Genomic DNA, 16,126 nt, shown 5'->3' on the forward strand with positions numbered 1-16,126 from the left:
CCGAGAACCTTACGACCCGGGGGTCAGTATGGAAGGCATGAGGAAGCTCTGGTTGATCGTCCTGCTCGCGCTGGCCGGGTGTTCCACCGGCGGCGCGGTGACGCCCGCGGCCAACGTGCCCGCCGCCCCGCCGCCGGACGAGCCGCGGGTCGTGGCCTCCGGCCTGAGCGTGCCGTGGGGCATCGCGTTCCTGCCCGGCGGGGACGCCCTGGTCACCGAGCGCGACAGCGCGCGGCTGCTGCGCGTGACGCGGCAGGGCAAGGTCACCGAGGTGGCGAAGATCTCCGAGGTCAGCCCCGGCGGCGAGGGCGGGCTCATGGGCGTCGCGGTCAAGGACGTCTTCGTCTTCCTGTACTACACCGCGGCCGAGGACAACAGGATCGTCCGCTACCGCCTGAACGGTGACACGCTCGCCGAGCCGAAGGTCCTGGTCGAGGGCATCCCCAAGGCCGGCATCCACAACGGCGGCCGGCTCGCGTTCGGCCCGGACGGCTTCCTGTACGCCTCGACCGGCGAGGCGGGAGAGCGCCCCCTGGCCCAGGACCCGGACTCACTGGGCGGCAAGATCCTGCGCGTGGGCGTGGACGGCGACGCCCGGATCTACACACTCGGACACCGCAACGTCCAGGGCTTGGCCTGGGACGAAGCGGGCCGCATGTACGCCTCCGAGTTCGGCGCCAGCTCCTTCGACGAGGTCAACCAGATCGTCGAGGGCCGCAACTACGGCTGGCCGCAGGAGGAGGGCCAGGGCGAGGACTCCGCCTTCGCCGACCCGATCGTCACCTGGGACACGGGCGAGGCCTCGCCGTCCGGCATGGCCTACGCGGCGGGCTCCCTGTGGGTGGGCGCGCTGCGCGGCGCCCGGCTGTGGCAGGTCCCGCTGGACGCCGAGGGCCGGCCGGGCAAGCCGGTCGCGCACTTCGCGGAGACCTACGGCCGGCTGCGCGCGGTAGCCGTGGCCCCCGACGGCACGCTGTGGGTGGGCACGAGCAACAAGGACGGCAGAGGCTCGCCCGCCCAGGACGACGACAGGATCCTCGCCGTCACTCCACGTCGTTCCTAGCGGCGCAGGTGACCTGGGCCTGCGGGCGGTACTCGGTGGTCATCTTCTTGTCCCGCTTGACTTCCTTGCCGTTGTCGTAGAAGACGCGGGTGACGTCTACGGTGAAACCCTGCTGGCCGACGGTCGGCAGGCAGCCTGCCTCGCTGCTGCTCTGGCGGCGGAACGGGGTGACCTCGCGGCGGTCGGAGACGACGGCCTCGACCTTGTCGTAGCGCCGGGTGCTCCACAGCGTGACCGTGACCGAGGTGGGTGAGGAGGCGGTCTTGATCAGCACGCCGTACTGGGAGTTGTTGACCCAGGTGAAGTCGCGGCGGGGGTAGAGGACGGCCACGTCGCGGCCCTCGGGGTAGCGGGGGGCGTGGTAGTCCATGGGCGTGTGCTCGCCGTTCTCGAAGCCGCCGAGGAAGACCGCGTTGTAGAGCGTGGTGGCGAACTGCGAGCCGCCGCCGCCCACGACGTTCACCATCCGGCCGCCGACGACCTGCGGGGCTTCGAGATAGCCGGCCTCCGCGGTCGGCTGGCCCATGGCCTCGTTGAAGGAGAAGGTCTTGCGCGGCAGCACCATCGCGCCGTCGAGTTGCTGGGCCATCTTCTGGATGTTGGTCGCGCGCGCCTGGCAGCAGTCGAACAGGGTGGTGAAGGTCGCGACGTTCTCCTTGATCCCGAGGCCGCTCACGTCCGCGGTGCTGAGCCGCGGCTTGACCGCGCCGAGCGAGACCGCCAGCGTACGGCCGCCGCCCTGCGTCAACATGCGGTTCAGGTCCTCGGCCAGCTTGCCGGCGTCCACTCCCCTGCCCTGGCGGGCCGGGACGAGCACGGGCCTGTTGTCGATGATCTGGTACGTGGCGTCCGCCGGCCGCTGGGCCAGGTCGACCAGCTCGCCCTCGATGGGCTCCAGTGCCTTCTCCGCGTCGAACTGCGGCTTCAGCTCGCCCTTGCCGTCGGGGACGAAGGTGAGGTGGGCGGCGATGGCGGCGGGGGTGAGCTCGGCCCGCTTGCCGTCCTTGGTCAGGGTGACCGGGGCGGCGACCGCCCGCTTGGCGCGGGCCGCGGCCTGCCGTACCGCTTCCTCGGTGGTTTCCGGCTTGGCCGGGACCATGTTGAGCGCGACGTCGCCCTGGGAGCGCAGGAACGCGGTGCTGATGGCGCGCACGGCGGCGTCGCGGTCGAGGAGCAGTCCGTCCTGCGGCAGTACGGCGCGCGGACGCAGGCCGGAGAAGACGACGCGGCCCTCCTTGGGCGCCTTGTCCACGGCTTCCGCGAGGCCTTCGACGGTCCTGGCGAGCTGGGCGGCGTCGATGGAGATCTTCGGCTGGAGGTCGGTGGTGCCGGTCAGGGCCCGCCAGACCTCGGCGGGAGTGGGGAAGCCGCTGGGGGCCTCGCCGATGGTGGCGACCACGTCGAGTTCGAGCCCGGCCTCGTCGGGCTGGATGCTCTCCTCGCGCCCGCCCATGCTGACGGTGACGGGCCGGTCGAGCCGCGCGGCGAGCTCGGCGCGGAGCTTGTCGGCCGCCTGGGTGACGGTCAGCCCGCCGATGTCGATGCCGGCGACGCGGGTGCCGCGCAGCACGGAGCCGGACATGACGACCGCGGGCACGAGGTAGGCCAGCAGGCCCAGGACCACGAGGACGAGCAGGAGCGTGGGCAGGATACGGCGGCGGTGCGGCTCGGGGTCGAAGCCGGGCGGCCTGGGCGGCGGCTCGGCGGGCCGGAAGGAGGCGGGCGGCTGGGGCTCCTGCATCGGCCAGGGCGTGGGCGGCGGGGCCACGGGCGGCAGTCCGCCGCCGGCGGCCGGTTCCGGCTTGGGTTCGGGCTGGCCGGTGGCGCCGAAAATATCCCGTGAGACGCCAGGTGGCAGTCCTTCGACCTTCGGTGGCTTCTTGCCGGGCATGGGCAAGGGCACCGAGGCGAACGGGTCGGTCGGTGAATCGATCGGTCCGGCGCGCCGCACGCCTCTATCTCCTCCTGCTCCGCAGCCTCTCCTCAGGCAACAGTAAGGCACGGGTATCCCGGTATGTCACGGGAAATGGGTTATCTCGGGTCAACCAATCCAGCGGTAGCGGTGTTCTGGGCGGCCGGCGGTGCCGTACCTCGGACGGAGTTCCGCTTTGCCCACCGCGCACAGGTGCTCCAGGTACCTGCGGGCGGAGACCCGTGACAGGCCGGCGAGCACGGCCGCCTCGGCGGCCGACAGGTCGCCGGCCGCGGTGCGCAGCGTGTCGGCGACCAGCTCGCACGTGGCCGACGACAGGCCCTTGGGCAGCGGCGTCTTCAGCGCGCCGAACAGCCGGTCGACCTCGTCCTGGCCGACCTCCGGGCCGAGCGCGGTCAGCCGCTTCCTGCTCGCGGCGTACTGCCGCAGGCGGTCGGCCAGGGCGGCGGCGGTGAACGGCTTGATCAGGTAGTTGACCGCGCCGCTGCGCATCGCCTCCCTGACCGTGGGCAGGTCGCGGGCGGCGCTGATCATGAGCACGTCCACGTCGTTCAGCGCCTTGAGCACGTCGAGGCCGGACAGATCGGGGAGATAGATGTCGAGCAGCACCAGATCCGGGCGGAAGCGGCGGACGGCCTCCAGCGCGTCGTTGCCCGTGTGGGCCGCGGCCACGACCTCGAAGCCCGGCATCCGCGCGACGTAGCCGCTGTGGATCCTGGCCACCATGAAGTCGTCGTCGACGACCAGCACCTTGATCATGGCAGCAGCGCGGTGAAGACCGCTCCTCCCTCGTTGCGTACGTTCACCCAGCCGCCTCTCCGCAAACACGCCTGCCTGGTCAGCGCCAGCCCGAGCCCGCGCTGGCCGGCGCGCGCGGCCTTGGTGGTGAAGCCCTCCCTGAAGACCTCCTCGACCAGGCCGGGGGTGATGCCGGGGCCCGAGTCGCCGACGCGCACGTGCAGGCCGTCGGCGGTGGCCCTGACCGACACCTCGATCGTGCCGGGCGCTCCGTCGAGCGCGTCGATGGCGTTGGCCACCAGGTTGCCGACGACCAGGACGGCGTCCTGCGGGTCGCCGAGCACGCCCTCGGGCACCTCGGAATCCTCGGCGAGCTCCAGCGTCGCGCCGCGCTCGGCGGCCTCGGCCGACTTGGCCAGCAGCAGGGCGGCCAGCGTGGGGTCCTGGACGCGTTCGCGGATGCCGACGGCGTAGGTGCTGCGGGTGGTTCTGGTGATGAAGGAGACCGCCGCCTCCTGCTCGCCCAGTTCCAGCAGGCCGACCACGGTGTGCATGCGGTTGGCGAACTCGTGGGCCTGCGCCCGGAGGGCCTCGGTGGCGCTGCTGGCGTCGTCGAGATCGCGGGCCAGCCGTACCAGCTCGGTCCGGTCGCGCAGGGTGACCACCCAGCCGCGGTGCTGGCCGCGCACCGAGACCGGCGTGCGGTTGAGCACCAGCACACGCTCGCCGTGCAGGACGATGCGATCCTCGCCCGGGTCGGCGCCGCCGAGCACGTCGCGCATGCGGTCGGAGACCGGCATGGCGGTGAGGTCCTCGCCGACCTCGCCGAGCAGCTCGCGGGCGGCGTCGTTGACGAGCGTGACGCGTCCGGTGAGGTCGAGGGCGAGCACGCCCTCCTTCACGCCGTGCAGCACGCCCTCGCGCTGTTCCAGCAGCGCGGCGATCTCGCGCGGCTCCAGGCCGAAGGTCTGCCGGCGTACGCGCGCGGTGATCAGGGCGGCGGCGGCGGAACCGGCGAACAGTACGGCCAGCGCCGTCCACAGCAACGGCGGCAGGGTGTCGAACAACTGCTCGCTGACCGTCGCCTCCAGCACGCCGACCGAGGTCAGGCCGATCACGGTGCCGTACTCGTCGAAGACGGGCGCCTTGCCCCTGACGGTGGTGCCGATGGTGCCGGTCTCGGTGCCGACCCAGGTGCGGCCGGTCTCGATGACGCCGCTGCCGTCGGTGGACAGCTTCCGGCCGATCAGGGTGGTGTTGGGATGCGCGTAGCGCGTCTGCTCGCGGTTGGCGATCACGACGTAGTCGGCGCCGGTGGCCTGTTGGACGCTGACGGCGAGCGGCTGCAGCACCTTTTCCGGATTTTTCGCGTTGAATGCCTCGCGGACCTGCGGCATGCCCGCCACCGACTGGGCGATGGCCAGGGCGCGCTGCTGGTAGCGCGAGTTCAGCTGGGTACGCGTGTGCCCGGCCCACACGACGGCCGTACCACCGACGGCGAGCAAAACGATCACCATCTGGAGCACGAACAGCTGAGTGCCGAGCGAGGCGTTTGTGACCCTCCTCACGCGCTTCATGGAAACAGGCCCAGGTCACGGGCGGGTAGCGACCAATACGAACAAAAAGACGGCAAGTGCGTAAAGGCTCGACCGGGAGGGGTTCTCGGCTCACGATCGCAGTTCACCGAACGTGAGAACCCCCCTTGGAGTGATCATGCGCCTGCGCATATTCGCCGCGCTCGCGGCCCTTTCCGTGGCCGCCCTGTCGGCCTGCGGCAACAGCGGCGGCACGAGCGCCTCCGGCAGCGGCACGCTGAAGATCATGGCGCCCGCCAACGCCGGCGGCGGCTGGGACCAGACCTCGCGCACCGCCGAGCAGGCGATCAAGCAGGCCGACCCCTCACGCAAGGTCGAGGTCTACAACGTGCCCGGCGCCGGCGGCACCATCGGCCTGGCCCAGCTCGCCGGCGAGAAGGGCAACGGCAACCTGCTCATGACGATGGGCCTGGTCATGGTCGGCGCCATCGAGCAGAACAAGTCCAAGGTCACGCTGTCGGACACCACGCCGATCGCCAAGCTGACCGAGGAGTACGAGATCATCGTCGTACCCGCCGAGTCCAAGCTCAAGACCGTCGCCGACCTGGTCGCGGCGTGGAAGGCCGACCCGAAGACCGTCTCCATCGCGGGCGGCTCGGCCGGCGGCACCGACCACATCCTGGCCGGGCTCATGGCCAAGGCCGCGGGCGTCGACCCCAAGCAGATCAACTACGTCGCCAACTCCGGCGGCGGCGAGGCGCTCAACCTCCTGCTGGGCAACAAGGCCACGATCGGCATCTCGGGCGTCGGCGAGTTCGCCGAGCAGGTGAAGGCCGGCAAGCTGCGCGCGCTGGCCGTCAGCTCCCCGCAGCGCCTGCCCGACCTCGACGCGCCCACGATCAAGGAGGGCGGCCTCGACGTCGAGATCGCCAACTGGCGCGGCATGGTCGCCCCCGGCGGCCTGTCCGACGCCGACAAGAAGGCGCTGACCGACCTGGTCACCAAGATGCACGCCTCGCAGGCGTGGAAGGACGCGGTCGCCAAGAACGGCTGGATCGACTCCTTCCAGACCGGCGACCAGTTCGCCACGTACCTCAACTCCGAGCAGACCCGGGTCAAGTCCATCATCGCCGAGATGGGCCTCGTCTCCTGATGGACCCCTCGTCCTCGTCCTCGCCGTCGTCCTCGCCCGAACCTTCGCCTGAGGCTTCGACCGAGCCCTCGACCGAGACTTCGACGGGCAAGAAGCGGGGCTGGTGGCGACCCGAACTCGGGCTGGCGCTGGCCCTGCTGGCCGTCGGCGTCTACGTGATCGTCGGCACCCTGAACGTGGAGGCGGCGACGTCCGTCGTCGGACTGGGGCCGAGGTTCTTCCCCATGCTGGTCGGCGGCGCCATCACCGTCGTGGGCGTGTTCTACGTGATCGACGTCGTGCGCGGCGGCCGCGGCGACCCCGAGGAGAGCGAGGACATCGACGCCGACGCCCCCGCCGACCTCAAGCAGGTCGGGCTGGTCGGCGGCGTCTTCCTCGCCTTCACCGCGCTGCTCGACACGCTCGGCTGGGTCATCGCGGGCAGCCTGCTGTTCTTCGGGCTGTCGCTGGCCCTCGGCGCCGAGCACCGCGTCCGCGCGGCGATCATCGGCGTGGCTCTGGGCCTCGGCACCTACCTCGCCTTCGTCAGGGGCCTCGGCGTGAACCTGCCCGCGGGCCTCCTGGAAGGGGTGATCTGAACCATGGACTCCCTCCAGCTCCTGCTCGACGGCTTCGCCTCCGCGCTGACGCCGGTCAACCTGCTCTACGCGCTCGTCGGCGTCACCCTCGGCACACTCGTCGGCGTCCTGCCCGGCATCGGCCCGGCCATGACGGTCGCGCTGCTGCTGCCCGTGACGTTCACCGTGCCGCCGGCCAGCGCGTTCATCATGTTCGCCGGCATCTACTACGGCGGCATGTACGGCGGCTCCACCACCTCCATCCTGCTCAACACCCCCGGCGAGTCCTCCTCCATGATCACCGCACTGGAGGGCAACAAGATGGCCAAGCGGGGCCGCGCCGCCCAAGCGCTGGCCACGGCGGCCATCGGCTCGTTCGTCGCGGGCACGCTGGCCACCGGCCTGCTCGTGGTGGCCGCCCCGGCCGTGGTCGCGTTCGCGATCGCGTTCGGCCCCGAGGACTACTTCGCCCTGGCCATCCTGGCCTTCACCGCGGTCTCCTCGGTGCTGTCCCGCTCGGTCGTACGCGGCCTGGCCTCGCTCGGCTTCGGCCTGGCGATCGGGCTCGTCGGCATCGATCAGCAGACCGGCCAGGCCAGGCTCACGCTGGGCATTCCGCAGCTGTTCGACGGCATCGACGTGGTGATCGTCGCGGTGGGCCTGTTCGCGCTGGGCGAGGCTCTGTACGTGGCCTCCCGGCTGCGGCACGTGCCGCCGGAGGTCATCCCCGTCGGCCGCGCATACCTGGGCCGCGCCGACTGGGCGCGCTCCTGGAAGCCGTGGCTGCGCGGCACCGCGCTGGGCTTCCCGTTCGGCGCGCTGCCGGGCGGCGGCGCCGAGATCCCCACCTTCCTGTCGTACGCGACCGAGAAGAAGCTGGCCCGCGGCGTGGCCCGCGAGGAGTACGGCAAAGGCGCCATCGAGGGCGTGGCGGGCCCGGAGGCGGCCAACAACGCCTCGGCGGCCGGCACCCTGGTCCCCCTGCTCAGCCTGGGCCTGCCCACGTCGGCGACCGCCGCGATCCTCCTGGCCGCCTTCCAGCAGTACGGCCTGCAACCCGGGCCCCAGCTCTTCGACCACAACCCGGCCCTGGTCTGGGGCATGATCGCATCCCTGTTCGTGGGCAACGCGATGCTGCTGGTGCTCAACCTGCCGCTGGCGCCGCTCTGGGCGAAGGTGCTGCATGTGCCGCGGCCATACCTTTATGCGGGGATCGTGATGTTCGCCGCGCTCGGCGTCTACGCCCTGAACGCCTCGGCCGTGGACCTGATCGTGCTCTTCGTCCTCGGCCTGCTGGGCTGGGCGATGCGGCGCTTCGGCCTGCCGGTGGCGCCCGCGGTGATCGGCATGATCCTGGGCCCGATGGCCGAGATCCAGCTCCGCCGCGCACTGGCCATCGGGGCGGGCGAGGTGACCGTACTGGTCAAGAGCCCGATCGCGGTGGTGCTGCTCGTGTTGTCGGCGCTGGCGCTGCTGACCCCGCTCTTCAGAATGCTGATGGCACGCAGGCGCGGCAAAGCGGTCGACGCCCCGAGTAGAGGAAGGTGAAACGGGGCATCACCCGAGTGGTTCCTGGGGGAAGTCGTTGTGGCCCCGCCGACCTTGTCCACCGGCGGGGCCACAAGCACGTTCTTTCCCTGCGGCGCGCTCCGCGCGTGCGGGGTTCCAGGCGTTTCTCCAGCCGAGCTGAAGTACACCCCTTGAAGCTCCTCCCCCGACCGGCTGCCCTCTCAGGCCCGCCAGTGGCCCGGTCATGGAAACCCGCCCCGGTCAACCGTGCTCCGCACGGTCCGCCACCCGGAGCGTGGCCCCGACCCCACGACCGATGCGTAGACGCGCTGTCGACCCTCCGCACGAGCACGCGGGAATACTGCGGCACTGGAGAACGTGGACGGCTTGCAGGATGCCCTCGGCCGCCAACCGCTCGCGGTGACCGGTCCAACCAGCTCACGGCGCGGCGGCCGTACCCCTGACTCCGCGCCCGCGCCCCGCACGCGAGTCGGAGGCGAGGTGCGAGGCACCTGGCGCGTGGGGCGGGAGTGCGGCGGGGCGGGGGACGTGGAGGAGCCGGGCGCCTGGGTGGGCGTCCGGCTCCGGGCTCAGCAAGGGTTAGGCGGCGGTGGCCACGGCTGTCTTCTGGTGGCCCGGGGTGGTCACGCCGAAGCGGGGGGCCACCCACAGGCCTGCCAGCGCCATCACCAGCGTCGCCGCGAACACGGTCCAGTAGCCCGAGGCCGCCGCCGTGAACAGGGCGCTGGTGACCGCGACCGCCACCACCGAGAAGACCGCCTCGCCCACCTGCAGCGACGAGCTGTTGGCCCCCTGCTCGCCGGGCGAGGACAGTTCGAGCGTCAGCACCGAGAGGGTCGGGTACACCAGCCCCATCCCGAAGCCGGCGATGATCCACGACGGGTACGCCAGCCAGATCGGCACCGGCTCGAAGGTGACCGCGCCCATCAGCAGGATGCCCAGGGCGATCAGGGCGGTGCCGCCACGGAGGTTCGTCATCCGGCTGAAGACCTCGCGGCCCTGCAGCCACGAGGCGAGTGACCAGGTCAGAGCGCCGCCGGTCAGGGCGACGCCGGCGACGAAGGTCGACAGCCCGCGCTGGCTGATCAGCATCAGCGGGATGATCACTTCGGCGGCGAAGAAGGCGCCGGTGGCCAGGCCGCGCAGGGCCACGACCGAGGGCAGGCCTCTGGCGGCGCGCAGCGTGCCGGCGGGCAGCAGCCTCGGCAGGGCCAGCGCCAGGACGACCAGGCCGGAGACGAGGAGAAGGACCTGGCCCTGGCTGCCGTACTGCATGAGGCCGGCGCCGACGGCGGTCACCGCGGCCCAGCCGAGCTTGCCGAGCATGCCGGGCGCGGTGTCGGCCTGCCCGCCGGAGACCGGCTGGCCCGCAAGGCCACGGAACAGGACGAGTGCCGCGATCGCGGTCAGGATCGGTACGCCCAGAAAGACCCAGCGCCATCCGGCCGTCTCCACGACGACTCCGACGATCGCCGGTCCCACCATGGACGGCACCACCCATGCCGTCGCGAACAACGAGAAGATCTTCGGGTGCATCGCCTCGGGGTAGGTCCTGGCCACCACGACGTACAGGGCGACCTGGACCAGCGCCCCGCCGAAGCCCTGCACGAGGCGTCCGGCGATCAGCATCTCCATGCTCTGCGCGAACCCGGCCAATCCCAGACCGCCGGCGAACGCCACCGCTCCCACCCAAAGCGGCGCCAGCGGCCCGCGGAGGTCGGCCCATCGGCCGCCCAGGACGGTTCCGATCACGCCGGCGGCCATGGCACCGCTGAAGGCCAGGCCGTACAGCTCAAGTCCGCCCAGTTCGCGGGCGACGACGGGCATGGCGACCGCGACCGCCATGTACTCGAAGGCGACGAGCGACACCATCGCCACCAGGCCAACTGTCAATGCTTTGCGCTTCATGCCCATGAAAGTACGGCGGCGCCGGGGACAGCACATCGTGCCGTGGTCCTAGGTCCCCATGGGTCCATAGTCCTAGACCTTCTATATCCAGAATAACCGGAATCAAGCGCGAGCAAGGGCCCCGCCGCGACGGCGGGGCCCTAGGAACTACTCGGAGACGCCCAGCTTCTCCAGGATCAGCTGCCGGGCGCGGCCGGCGTCGGCCTTGCCTCGGCTGGCCTTCATGACGCCGCCGACCAGCGCGCCCACCGCGGCGATCTTGCCGGAGCGAACCTTGTCGGCCACGTCGGCGTTGCCGGCCAGGACCTCGTCGATGATGGCCGACAGCTCGCCCTCGTCGTTGACGATCTCCAGGCCGCGCGCGGCCACGACCGCGTCGGGCGTGCCCTCGCCGGCCAGAACGCCCTCCAGCACCTGGCGGGCCAGCTTGTCGTTGAGCGAACCCGAGGCGACCAGCACGGTCACGCGGGCGATGTCGGCCGGGGTGATGGGCAGGTCGGCCAGGGCGGTGGCGCTCTCGTTGGCGCGGCGGGCCAGTTCGCCCATCCACCACTTGCGCGCGTCGGCCGCCGGGGCGCCCGCCGCGACCGTCGCCTCGACCAGGTCGATGGCGTCGGCGTTGTGCATGGCCTGCATGTCGAGGTCGGACACGCCCCACTCGGCCTGCAGCCGCTTGCGCTTGACCAGCGGCAGCTCGGGCAGCTCCGCCTTCAGCCTGGCCACCCACGCCGCGTCGGGCGCGATGGGGACCAGGTCGGGCTCGGGGAAGTAGCGGTAGTCCTGCGCCTCTTCCTTGGAACGGCCGGGCGTGGTGGTGCCGGTGTCCTCGTGGAAGTGCCTGGTCTCCTGGATGATCTTGCCACCCTCGGCCAGGATGTGGGCCTGCCGTTCGATCTCGGAACGGACCGCCCGCTCGACGCTGCGCAGCGAGTTGACGTTCTTGGTCTCGGTGCGGGTGCCCCACTCGGAGGCGCCGCGCGGCATCAGCGAGACGTTCACGTCGCAGCGCATGGAACCTTCCTCCATGCGTACGTCGGAGACGCCCAGCGACCGCATGATCTCGCGCAGCTCGGTGGCGTAGGCCTTGGCCACCTCGGGCGCCATCCGGTCGGTGCCCGGGATCGGCTTGGTGACGATCTCGACCAGCGGGATGCCGGCGCGGTTGTAGTCGACGATCGAGTAGTCGGCGCCCTGGATGCGGCCGGTGGCGCCGCCCACGTGGGTGGACTTGCCGGTGTCCTCCTCCAGGTGCACGCGCTCGATCTCGACGCGCACGGTCGCGCCGTCGACCTCGACGTCGAGGTAGCCGTCGAAGCAGAGCGGCTCGTCGTACTGCGAGATCTGGTAGTTCTTCGGCATGTCCGGATAGAAGTAGTTCTTCCGGGCGAAGCGGCACCACTCGGCGATGGAGCAGTTGAGCGCCAGGCCGATGCGGATCGTGGACTCGATCGCCGCCTCGTTGGCCACCGGCAGCGCGCCGGGGAAGGCCAGGCAGGTCGGGCAGACCTGCGTGTTCGGCGCGGCGCCGAACGTCGTCTTGCAGCCGCAGAACATCTTGGAGGCGGTGCCGAGCTCGACATGGGTCTCAAGGCCGAGAACGGGCTCGAACCGGCCCAGCGCCTCGTCAAAAGCCATCACGGTCATAGCGCGGGCGCCTCCTTCAGCAGCGGGCCGCCCCAGCGGCTCTCCAGGGCCTTCTCGACCGCGGCGGCGACCCGGTAGCAGCGGTCGTCGCCCAGCACCGGGGCCATGATCTGCAGGCCGACCGGCAGGTCGTCCTCGTCGGCCAGGCCGCACGGCACCGAGATGGCCGCGTTGCCCGTCAGGTTCGACGGGATCGTGCACAGGTCGGCGAGGTACATCGCCATCGGGTCGCCGGTGCGCTCGCCGAGCTTGAACGCCGTGGTCGGCGTGGTCGGCGAGATCAGCACGTCCACCTGCTGGTAGGCGGCCTCGAAGTCGCGCGAGATGAGCGTGCGGACCTTCTGGGCCTGGCCGTAGTAGGCGTCGTAGTAGCCGCTCGACAGGGCGTAGGTGCCGAGCATGATGCGCCGCTTGACCTCGGGGCCGAAGCCGGCGGCCCTGGTCAGCGCCATGACCTCCTCGGCGCTTCTGGTGCCGTCGTCGCCGACGCGCAGGCCGTACCGCATGGCGTCGAAGCGCGCCAGGTTGGACGAGCACTCCGACGGCGCGATGAGGTAGTAGGCGGGCAGCGCGGTGGTGAAGGTCGGGCAGGAGACCTCGACGACCTTGGCGCCGAGCGACTCCAGCAGCTCGACGGCGTCGTGGAAGCGGTTGAGCACGCCCTGCTGGTAGCCCTCGCCGCCGAACTCCTTGACGACGCCGATGCGCATGCCCTGGACGTCGCCGTGGCGCGCGGCCTCGACGACGGCGGGCACCGGGGCGTCGATGGAGGTGGAGTCCATCGGGTCGTGCCCGGAGAAGACCTCGTGCAGCAGCGCCGTGTCGAGCACGTTGCGGGCGAACGGGCCCGGCGTGTCGAGTGAACTGGCGAAGGCGATGACGCCGTAGCGGGAGGAGCCGCCGTAGGTGGGCTTCATGCCGACGATGCCGGTGACCGAGGCGGGCTGGCGGATGGAGCCGCCGGTGTCGGTGCCGGTGGACAGCGGCGCCTCGTAGGCCGCGACCGCCGCCGACGAGCCGCCGGAGGAGCCGCCCGGGGTGCGGGTGAGGTCCCACGGGTTGTGCGAGTCGCCGTAGGCGGAGTTCTCCGTGGAGGAGCCCATCGCGAACTCGTCGAGGTTGGTCTTGCCGAGGATGACCAGACCGGCCGCGCGCAGCCGCGCGGTCACGGTCGCGTCGTACGGCGGCCGCCACCCCTCCAGGATCTTGGACGCGGCGGTCGTCGGCATGTCATGCGTGGAGAAGATGTCCTTGTGCGCGATCGGCACGCCCGCCAGCGGCCCGAGCTTCTCCCCCGCGGCCAGCCGGGCGTCGACCGCCCGCGCCTGGGCCAGCGTGACCTCGCGGTCGACGTGGAGGAAGGCGTTGACCTTGGGCTCGACCTCGGCCATCCGGTCGAGGTGCGCCTCGGCCACCTCGGCGGAGGAGGTCTCGCCGGACGCGATGAGCGCGCCGAGCTCGGCGGCCGTCTTACGGATCAGACTCATGCTTCCTCCCCCAGGATGCGCGGAACCCGGAAGCGGTCGTCCTCGACGGCCGGCGCCCCGGCCAGGGCTTGCTCGGGCGTCAGGGACTGTCGCACCTCGTCGGCGCGGAAGACGTTGGTCAGCGGAAGCGCGTGCGACGAAGGCGGCACGTCCTCGGCGGCGACCTCGGCGACCTTCGCGACAGCTTCGATGATCGCATCGAGCTGCGTGGCGTAGTGGTCGAGCTCGTCGTCGGACAGCGCCATCCTGGACAGCCGGGCCAGGTGGGCGACCTCGTCGCGGGTTATGGCGGACATGAGTCGTTGAACCCGTTTCTGGATGGAGTTTGGACACTGTCATCCTAGGGGGCTCGGGCAACCGGGGCCGAACGGATAACGGGGCCCGCGGTTCATCCGTTTCCGCTGCGTAACTCCCCGGCGGCCGACGAGGAGCGGCGCGCCTGGGTCCTGGACCTGCACGCCGCCGGTCCTGAAGGGCTGGGACGGCTCAGGCGGTTCTGGTGACCTCGGCGGGGCGGTAGCCGTAACCGAGCGCGGGTTCCGCGTCGAGGTGGTCGCGCAGCCAGAGGGTGGCGTCGGCGGCGACCATCGGCTCGCAGAACAGCCAGCCCTGGCCCACGTCGCACCCCATCTCGGCCAGCCGGTGCGCGGCCTCGTCCGACTCGACGCCCTCGGCCACCGAGCGCAGCCCGAGCGAGCGGACGAGGTCGACGATGGAGCGGACGATCCGCTCGTCGTCCTCGGACTCGGTGATCCGCCGCACGAACGACGAGTCGATCTTGACCTCGGCGACCGCGAGGCGCTGGAGGCGGATGAGCGAGGAGTAGCCGGTGCCGAAGTCGTCCAGGGAAAGGGGGACGCCGAGCGTGGCCAGCGCCTTGATCGTGTCGTGCGTGTACGCCTGGTCGCCCATGAGGATGCGCTCGGTGACCTCCAGCTGGATGGCGTCCGGCGGCAGGCTGTAGCGGGCCAGCCCGACCTCCAGTTGCTCGGGCAGCGCCGAGTCGAGCAGGTCACGGGCCGAGACGTTGACCGAGATCTGCACTTTGAGCCCCATGTGCCACCACCGGGCGGCCTGTTCCAGCGCCTCCTCGATGACGTACTCGGTGAGCTGCCGCATCAGGTACGACTGCTCGGCCAGCGGGATGAACTCGGCCGGGGGGATCGTCCCGTGCACCGGGTGCCGCCAGCGCACCAGCGCCTCCACCCCGTGGACGGCGCCGGTGGTGAGGCCGACCTTGGGCTGGTAGTGCAGGCGCAGCTCACGGTTGTCGACCGCGCGGCGCAGGTCGCCGAGCAGGTGGAGGCGCTCGGGCGAGTTGCGGTCCTTGTCCGGCTGGTAGAGCTCGACGCCGGTACGCGCCTCCTTGGCCATGTACATGGCGACGTCGGCGCGCTGCATGAGGAGCTCGAAGTCGGGCGCGTGGTCGGGGAAGAGCGCGATGCCGACCGATCCGTCGAGGTCGAACGTCATGCCTTCGAGCCGCACCGGCTCGGTGAGGGCGGCGCGCAGCCTGGCCGCCACCTCGCGGGCGGCGTGGGCGTCGCGGATGGACGGCAGCAGCACGGCGAACTCGTCGCCGCCGAGCCTGGCCACGACGTCGCCGGGCCGTACCGAATGGAGGAGGCGGTGGGCCACCATCTGCAGCAGGCGGTCGCCCACCGGGTGGCCCATGGTGTCGTTGACCTCTTTGAACCGGTCGAGGTCGAGGAGGAACAGGCCCACGCGCTCGCCTTCACGCGCCTCGGCCAGCGCCTCCTCGGTGCTGACGATGAGCATCTTGCGGTTGGGCAGGCCGGTGAGCTCGTCGTGCAGCGCCTGGTGGTCGCGGCGCATCGAGAGCGTGGCGGTGAAGTACACGGCCGCCAGCGGGGCGACGAAGAGCGGCACGAGGCCGGGCGAGTGGCTCATGACGACCACGACCAGGGGGGCCAGGCCCAGCAGCGCGGTGTAGACGAGGGCCTGCGGTCCGGCGGTGCCGCGCAGGACGCGGATCACCGAGCGGCGCTCGTGCAGGGCGACGGCGCCGCAGACGAGCGTGGCGCGGGTGATGAAGTAGGCGATGCCGGACAGCGCGATCGGCACGAGGTCGGCCCCGCTCGGCACCCAGGGCACCGCGGGGGTGGGCACGATCCCGAAGACGCCGAGCACGACGGCGGCGGCGGTGAGGGCGAGTGTGGACTGGCCCACGTTGAACACGACCCGGTGCCAGGCCTTGCGGGTGACGACCCCGTTCATGACGACGCCGACGACCTGCATGAGCACGGCCGTGGGCAGCCCGAAGTGCAGCAGCACCGCGAAGGTGAACATCGTCGAGGGGTAGGTGCCGCCCACGGAGGCCGCGGACGAGACCATGACGGGCCTGAGCTCGCCCAGCACGACCAGCACCGCGAGCACCCAGAACAGCGGGGTCCTGGCGAGCTCCGCCAGGCCGACGGGGTCGAGCCTGAGGAGGGCCGCGACCAGCGCGGTGCCGCCGATCGCGGAGATGGCCGCGAGGAAGGCCCACAGCGGAGTGCCCATGCGCGGGCCGGTGTCGCGGGTGTCGGTTGGGTCAGTCATGAGTAACAGAACCCCC

The 16,126-nt window shown here is 71.3% G+C and carries 12 protein-coding genes; 4 read left to right on the forward strand and 8 right to left on the reverse strand.

Annotated elements, in window-relative coordinates; genetic code table 11:
* Positions 1-37: 37 nt before the first annotated feature.
* Positions 38-1,063, forward strand: coding sequence for a PQQ-dependent sugar dehydrogenase (locus ACIBI5_RS09805; RefSeq protein WP_397245061.1), 1,026 nt, complete (start codon positions 38-40; stop codon positions 1,061-1,063).
* Here ACIBI5_RS09805 and ACIBI5_RS09810 read toward each other — a convergent pair.
* The 3 genes from ACIBI5_RS09810 to ACIBI5_RS09820 all read right to left on the reverse strand — a co-directional run bounded on the left by ACIBI5_RS09810 (position 1,044) and on the right by ACIBI5_RS09820 (position 5,311).
* Positions 1,044-3,014, reverse strand: coding sequence for a VanW family protein (locus ACIBI5_RS09810; protein ID WP_397245063.1), 1,971 nt, complete (start codon positions 3,012-3,014; stop codon positions 1,044-1,046). The genes ACIBI5_RS09805 and ACIBI5_RS09810 overlap by 20 nt on opposite strands.
* Positions 3,015-3,104: 90 nt before the next feature.
* Positions 3,105-3,755, reverse strand: coding sequence for a response regulator (locus ACIBI5_RS09815; protein WP_397245065.1), 651 nt, complete (start codon positions 3,753-3,755; stop codon positions 3,105-3,107).
* Complete coding sequence (locus ACIBI5_RS09820) at positions 3,752-5,311, reverse strand: ATP-binding protein (protein ID WP_397245067.1); 1,560 nt, start codon at positions 5,309-5,311, stop codon at positions 3,752-3,754. Before ACIBI5_RS09820 ends, ACIBI5_RS09815 begins: the two co-directional genes overlap by 4 nt.
* 136 nt (positions 5,312-5,447) lie before the next feature.
* Between ACIBI5_RS09820 and ACIBI5_RS09825 the strand changes: the two genes are divergently transcribed.
* Genes ACIBI5_RS09825 through ACIBI5_RS09835 form a run of 3 tightly spaced genes read left to right on the forward strand, consistent with a single transcriptional unit; the run spans position 5,448 to position 8,527 of the window.
* Positions 5,448-6,422, forward strand: a complete 975-nt coding sequence (locus ACIBI5_RS09825; protein WP_397245069.1) for a Bug family tripartite tricarboxylate transporter substrate binding protein — start codon at positions 5,448-5,450, stop codon at positions 6,420-6,422.
* Complete coding sequence (locus ACIBI5_RS09830) at positions 6,422-7,000, forward strand: tripartite tricarboxylate transporter TctB family protein (protein WP_397245071.1); 579 nt, start codon at positions 6,422-6,424, stop codon at positions 6,998-7,000. Before ACIBI5_RS09825 ends, ACIBI5_RS09830 begins: the two co-directional genes overlap by 1 nt.
* 3 nt (positions 7,001-7,003) lie before the next feature.
* Positions 7,004-8,527, forward strand: coding sequence for a tripartite tricarboxylate transporter permease (locus ACIBI5_RS09835; protein ID WP_397245073.1), 1,524 nt, complete (start codon positions 7,004-7,006; stop codon positions 8,525-8,527).
* Between the two features lie 561 nt (positions 8,528-9,088).
* Here the strand turns inward: ACIBI5_RS09835 and ACIBI5_RS09840 are convergent.
* The 5 genes from ACIBI5_RS09840 to ACIBI5_RS09860 form a co-directional block, all read right to left on the reverse strand.
* Positions 9,089-10,417 (reverse strand): MFS transporter, encoded by a 1,329-nt coding sequence (locus tag ACIBI5_RS09840; protein ID WP_397245075.1) that lies wholly within the window; start codon positions 10,415-10,417, stop codon positions 9,089-9,091.
* A 147-nt stretch (positions 10,418-10,564) separates the two neighbouring features.
* Positions 10,565-12,052, reverse strand: coding sequence for an Asp-tRNA(Asn)/Glu-tRNA(Gln) amidotransferase subunit GatB (gene gatB / locus ACIBI5_RS09845; RefSeq protein WP_397245296.1), 1,488 nt, complete (start codon positions 12,050-12,052; stop codon positions 10,565-10,567).
* A gap of 5 nt (positions 12,053-12,057) precedes the next feature.
* Positions 12,058-13,548, reverse strand: coding sequence for an Asp-tRNA(Asn)/Glu-tRNA(Gln) amidotransferase subunit GatA (gene gatA / locus ACIBI5_RS09850; RefSeq protein WP_397245077.1), 1,491 nt, complete (start codon positions 13,546-13,548; stop codon positions 12,058-12,060).
* Complete coding sequence (gene gatC / locus ACIBI5_RS09855; RefSeq protein ID WP_184960458.1) at positions 13,545-13,844, reverse strand: Asp-tRNA(Asn)/Glu-tRNA(Gln) amidotransferase subunit GatC; 300 nt, start codon at positions 13,842-13,844, stop codon at positions 13,545-13,547. The genes gatA and gatC overlap by 4 nt, the downstream gene beginning before the upstream one ends.
* A gap of 190 nt (positions 13,845-14,034) precedes the next feature.
* Entirely contained in the window at positions 14,035-16,110 is a 2,076-nt protein-coding gene (locus ACIBI5_RS09860) for a putative bifunctional diguanylate cyclase/phosphodiesterase (RefSeq protein ID WP_397245079.1), read from the reverse strand.
* Between the last annotated feature and the right edge of the window lie 16 nt (positions 16,111-16,126).

Origin of the sequence: Nonomuraea sp. NPDC050540 (assembly GCF_044457485.1) — a bacterium.
Classification (GTDB): Bacteria; Actinomycetota; Actinomycetes; order Streptosporangiales; family Streptosporangiaceae; genus Nonomuraea.

Excerpts from the sequence above, each read along its gene's own strand:
- ACIBI5_RS09825 (WP_397245069.1), top strand. The coding sequence starts at position 5,448 with ATGCGCCTGCGCATATTCGCCGCGCTCGCGGCCCTTTCCGTGGCCGCC.
- ACIBI5_RS09820 (WP_397245067.1), bottom strand. The coding sequence starts at position 5,311 with ATGAAGCGCGTGAGGAGGGTCACAAACGCCTCGCTCGGCACTCAGCTG.
- gatC (WP_184960458.1), bottom strand. The coding sequence starts at position 13,844 with ATGTCCGCCATAACCCGCGACGAGGTCGCCCACCTGGCCCGGCTGTCC.
- ACIBI5_RS09860 (WP_397245079.1), bottom strand. The coding sequence starts at position 16,110 with ATGACTGACCCAACCGACACCCGCGACACCGGCCCGCGCATGGGCACT.
- gatA (WP_397245077.1), bottom strand. The coding sequence starts at position 13,548 with ATGAGTCTGATCCGTAAGACGGCCGCCGAGCTCGGCGCGCTCATCGCG.
- gatB (WP_397245296.1), bottom strand. The coding sequence starts at position 12,052 with ATGGCTTTTGACGAGGCGCTGGGCCGGTTCGAGCCCGTTCTCGGCCTT.
- ACIBI5_RS09830 (WP_397245071.1), top strand. The coding sequence starts at position 6,422 with ATGGACCCCTCGTCCTCGTCCTCGCCGTCGTCCTCGCCCGAACCTTCG.
- ACIBI5_RS09805 (WP_397245061.1), top strand. The coding sequence starts at position 38 with ATGAGGAAGCTCTGGTTGATCGTCCTGCTCGCGCTGGCCGGGTGTTCC.
- ACIBI5_RS09840 (WP_397245075.1), bottom strand. The coding sequence starts at position 10,417 with ATGAAGCGCAAAGCATTGACAGTTGGCCTGGTGGCGATGGTGTCGCTC.
- ACIBI5_RS09835 (WP_397245073.1), top strand. The coding sequence starts at position 7,004 with ATGGACTCCCTCCAGCTCCTGCTCGACGGCTTCGCCTCCGCGCTGACG.
- ACIBI5_RS09815 (WP_397245065.1), bottom strand. The coding sequence starts at position 3,755 with ATGATCAAGGTGCTGGTCGTCGACGACGACTTCATGGTGGCCAGGATC.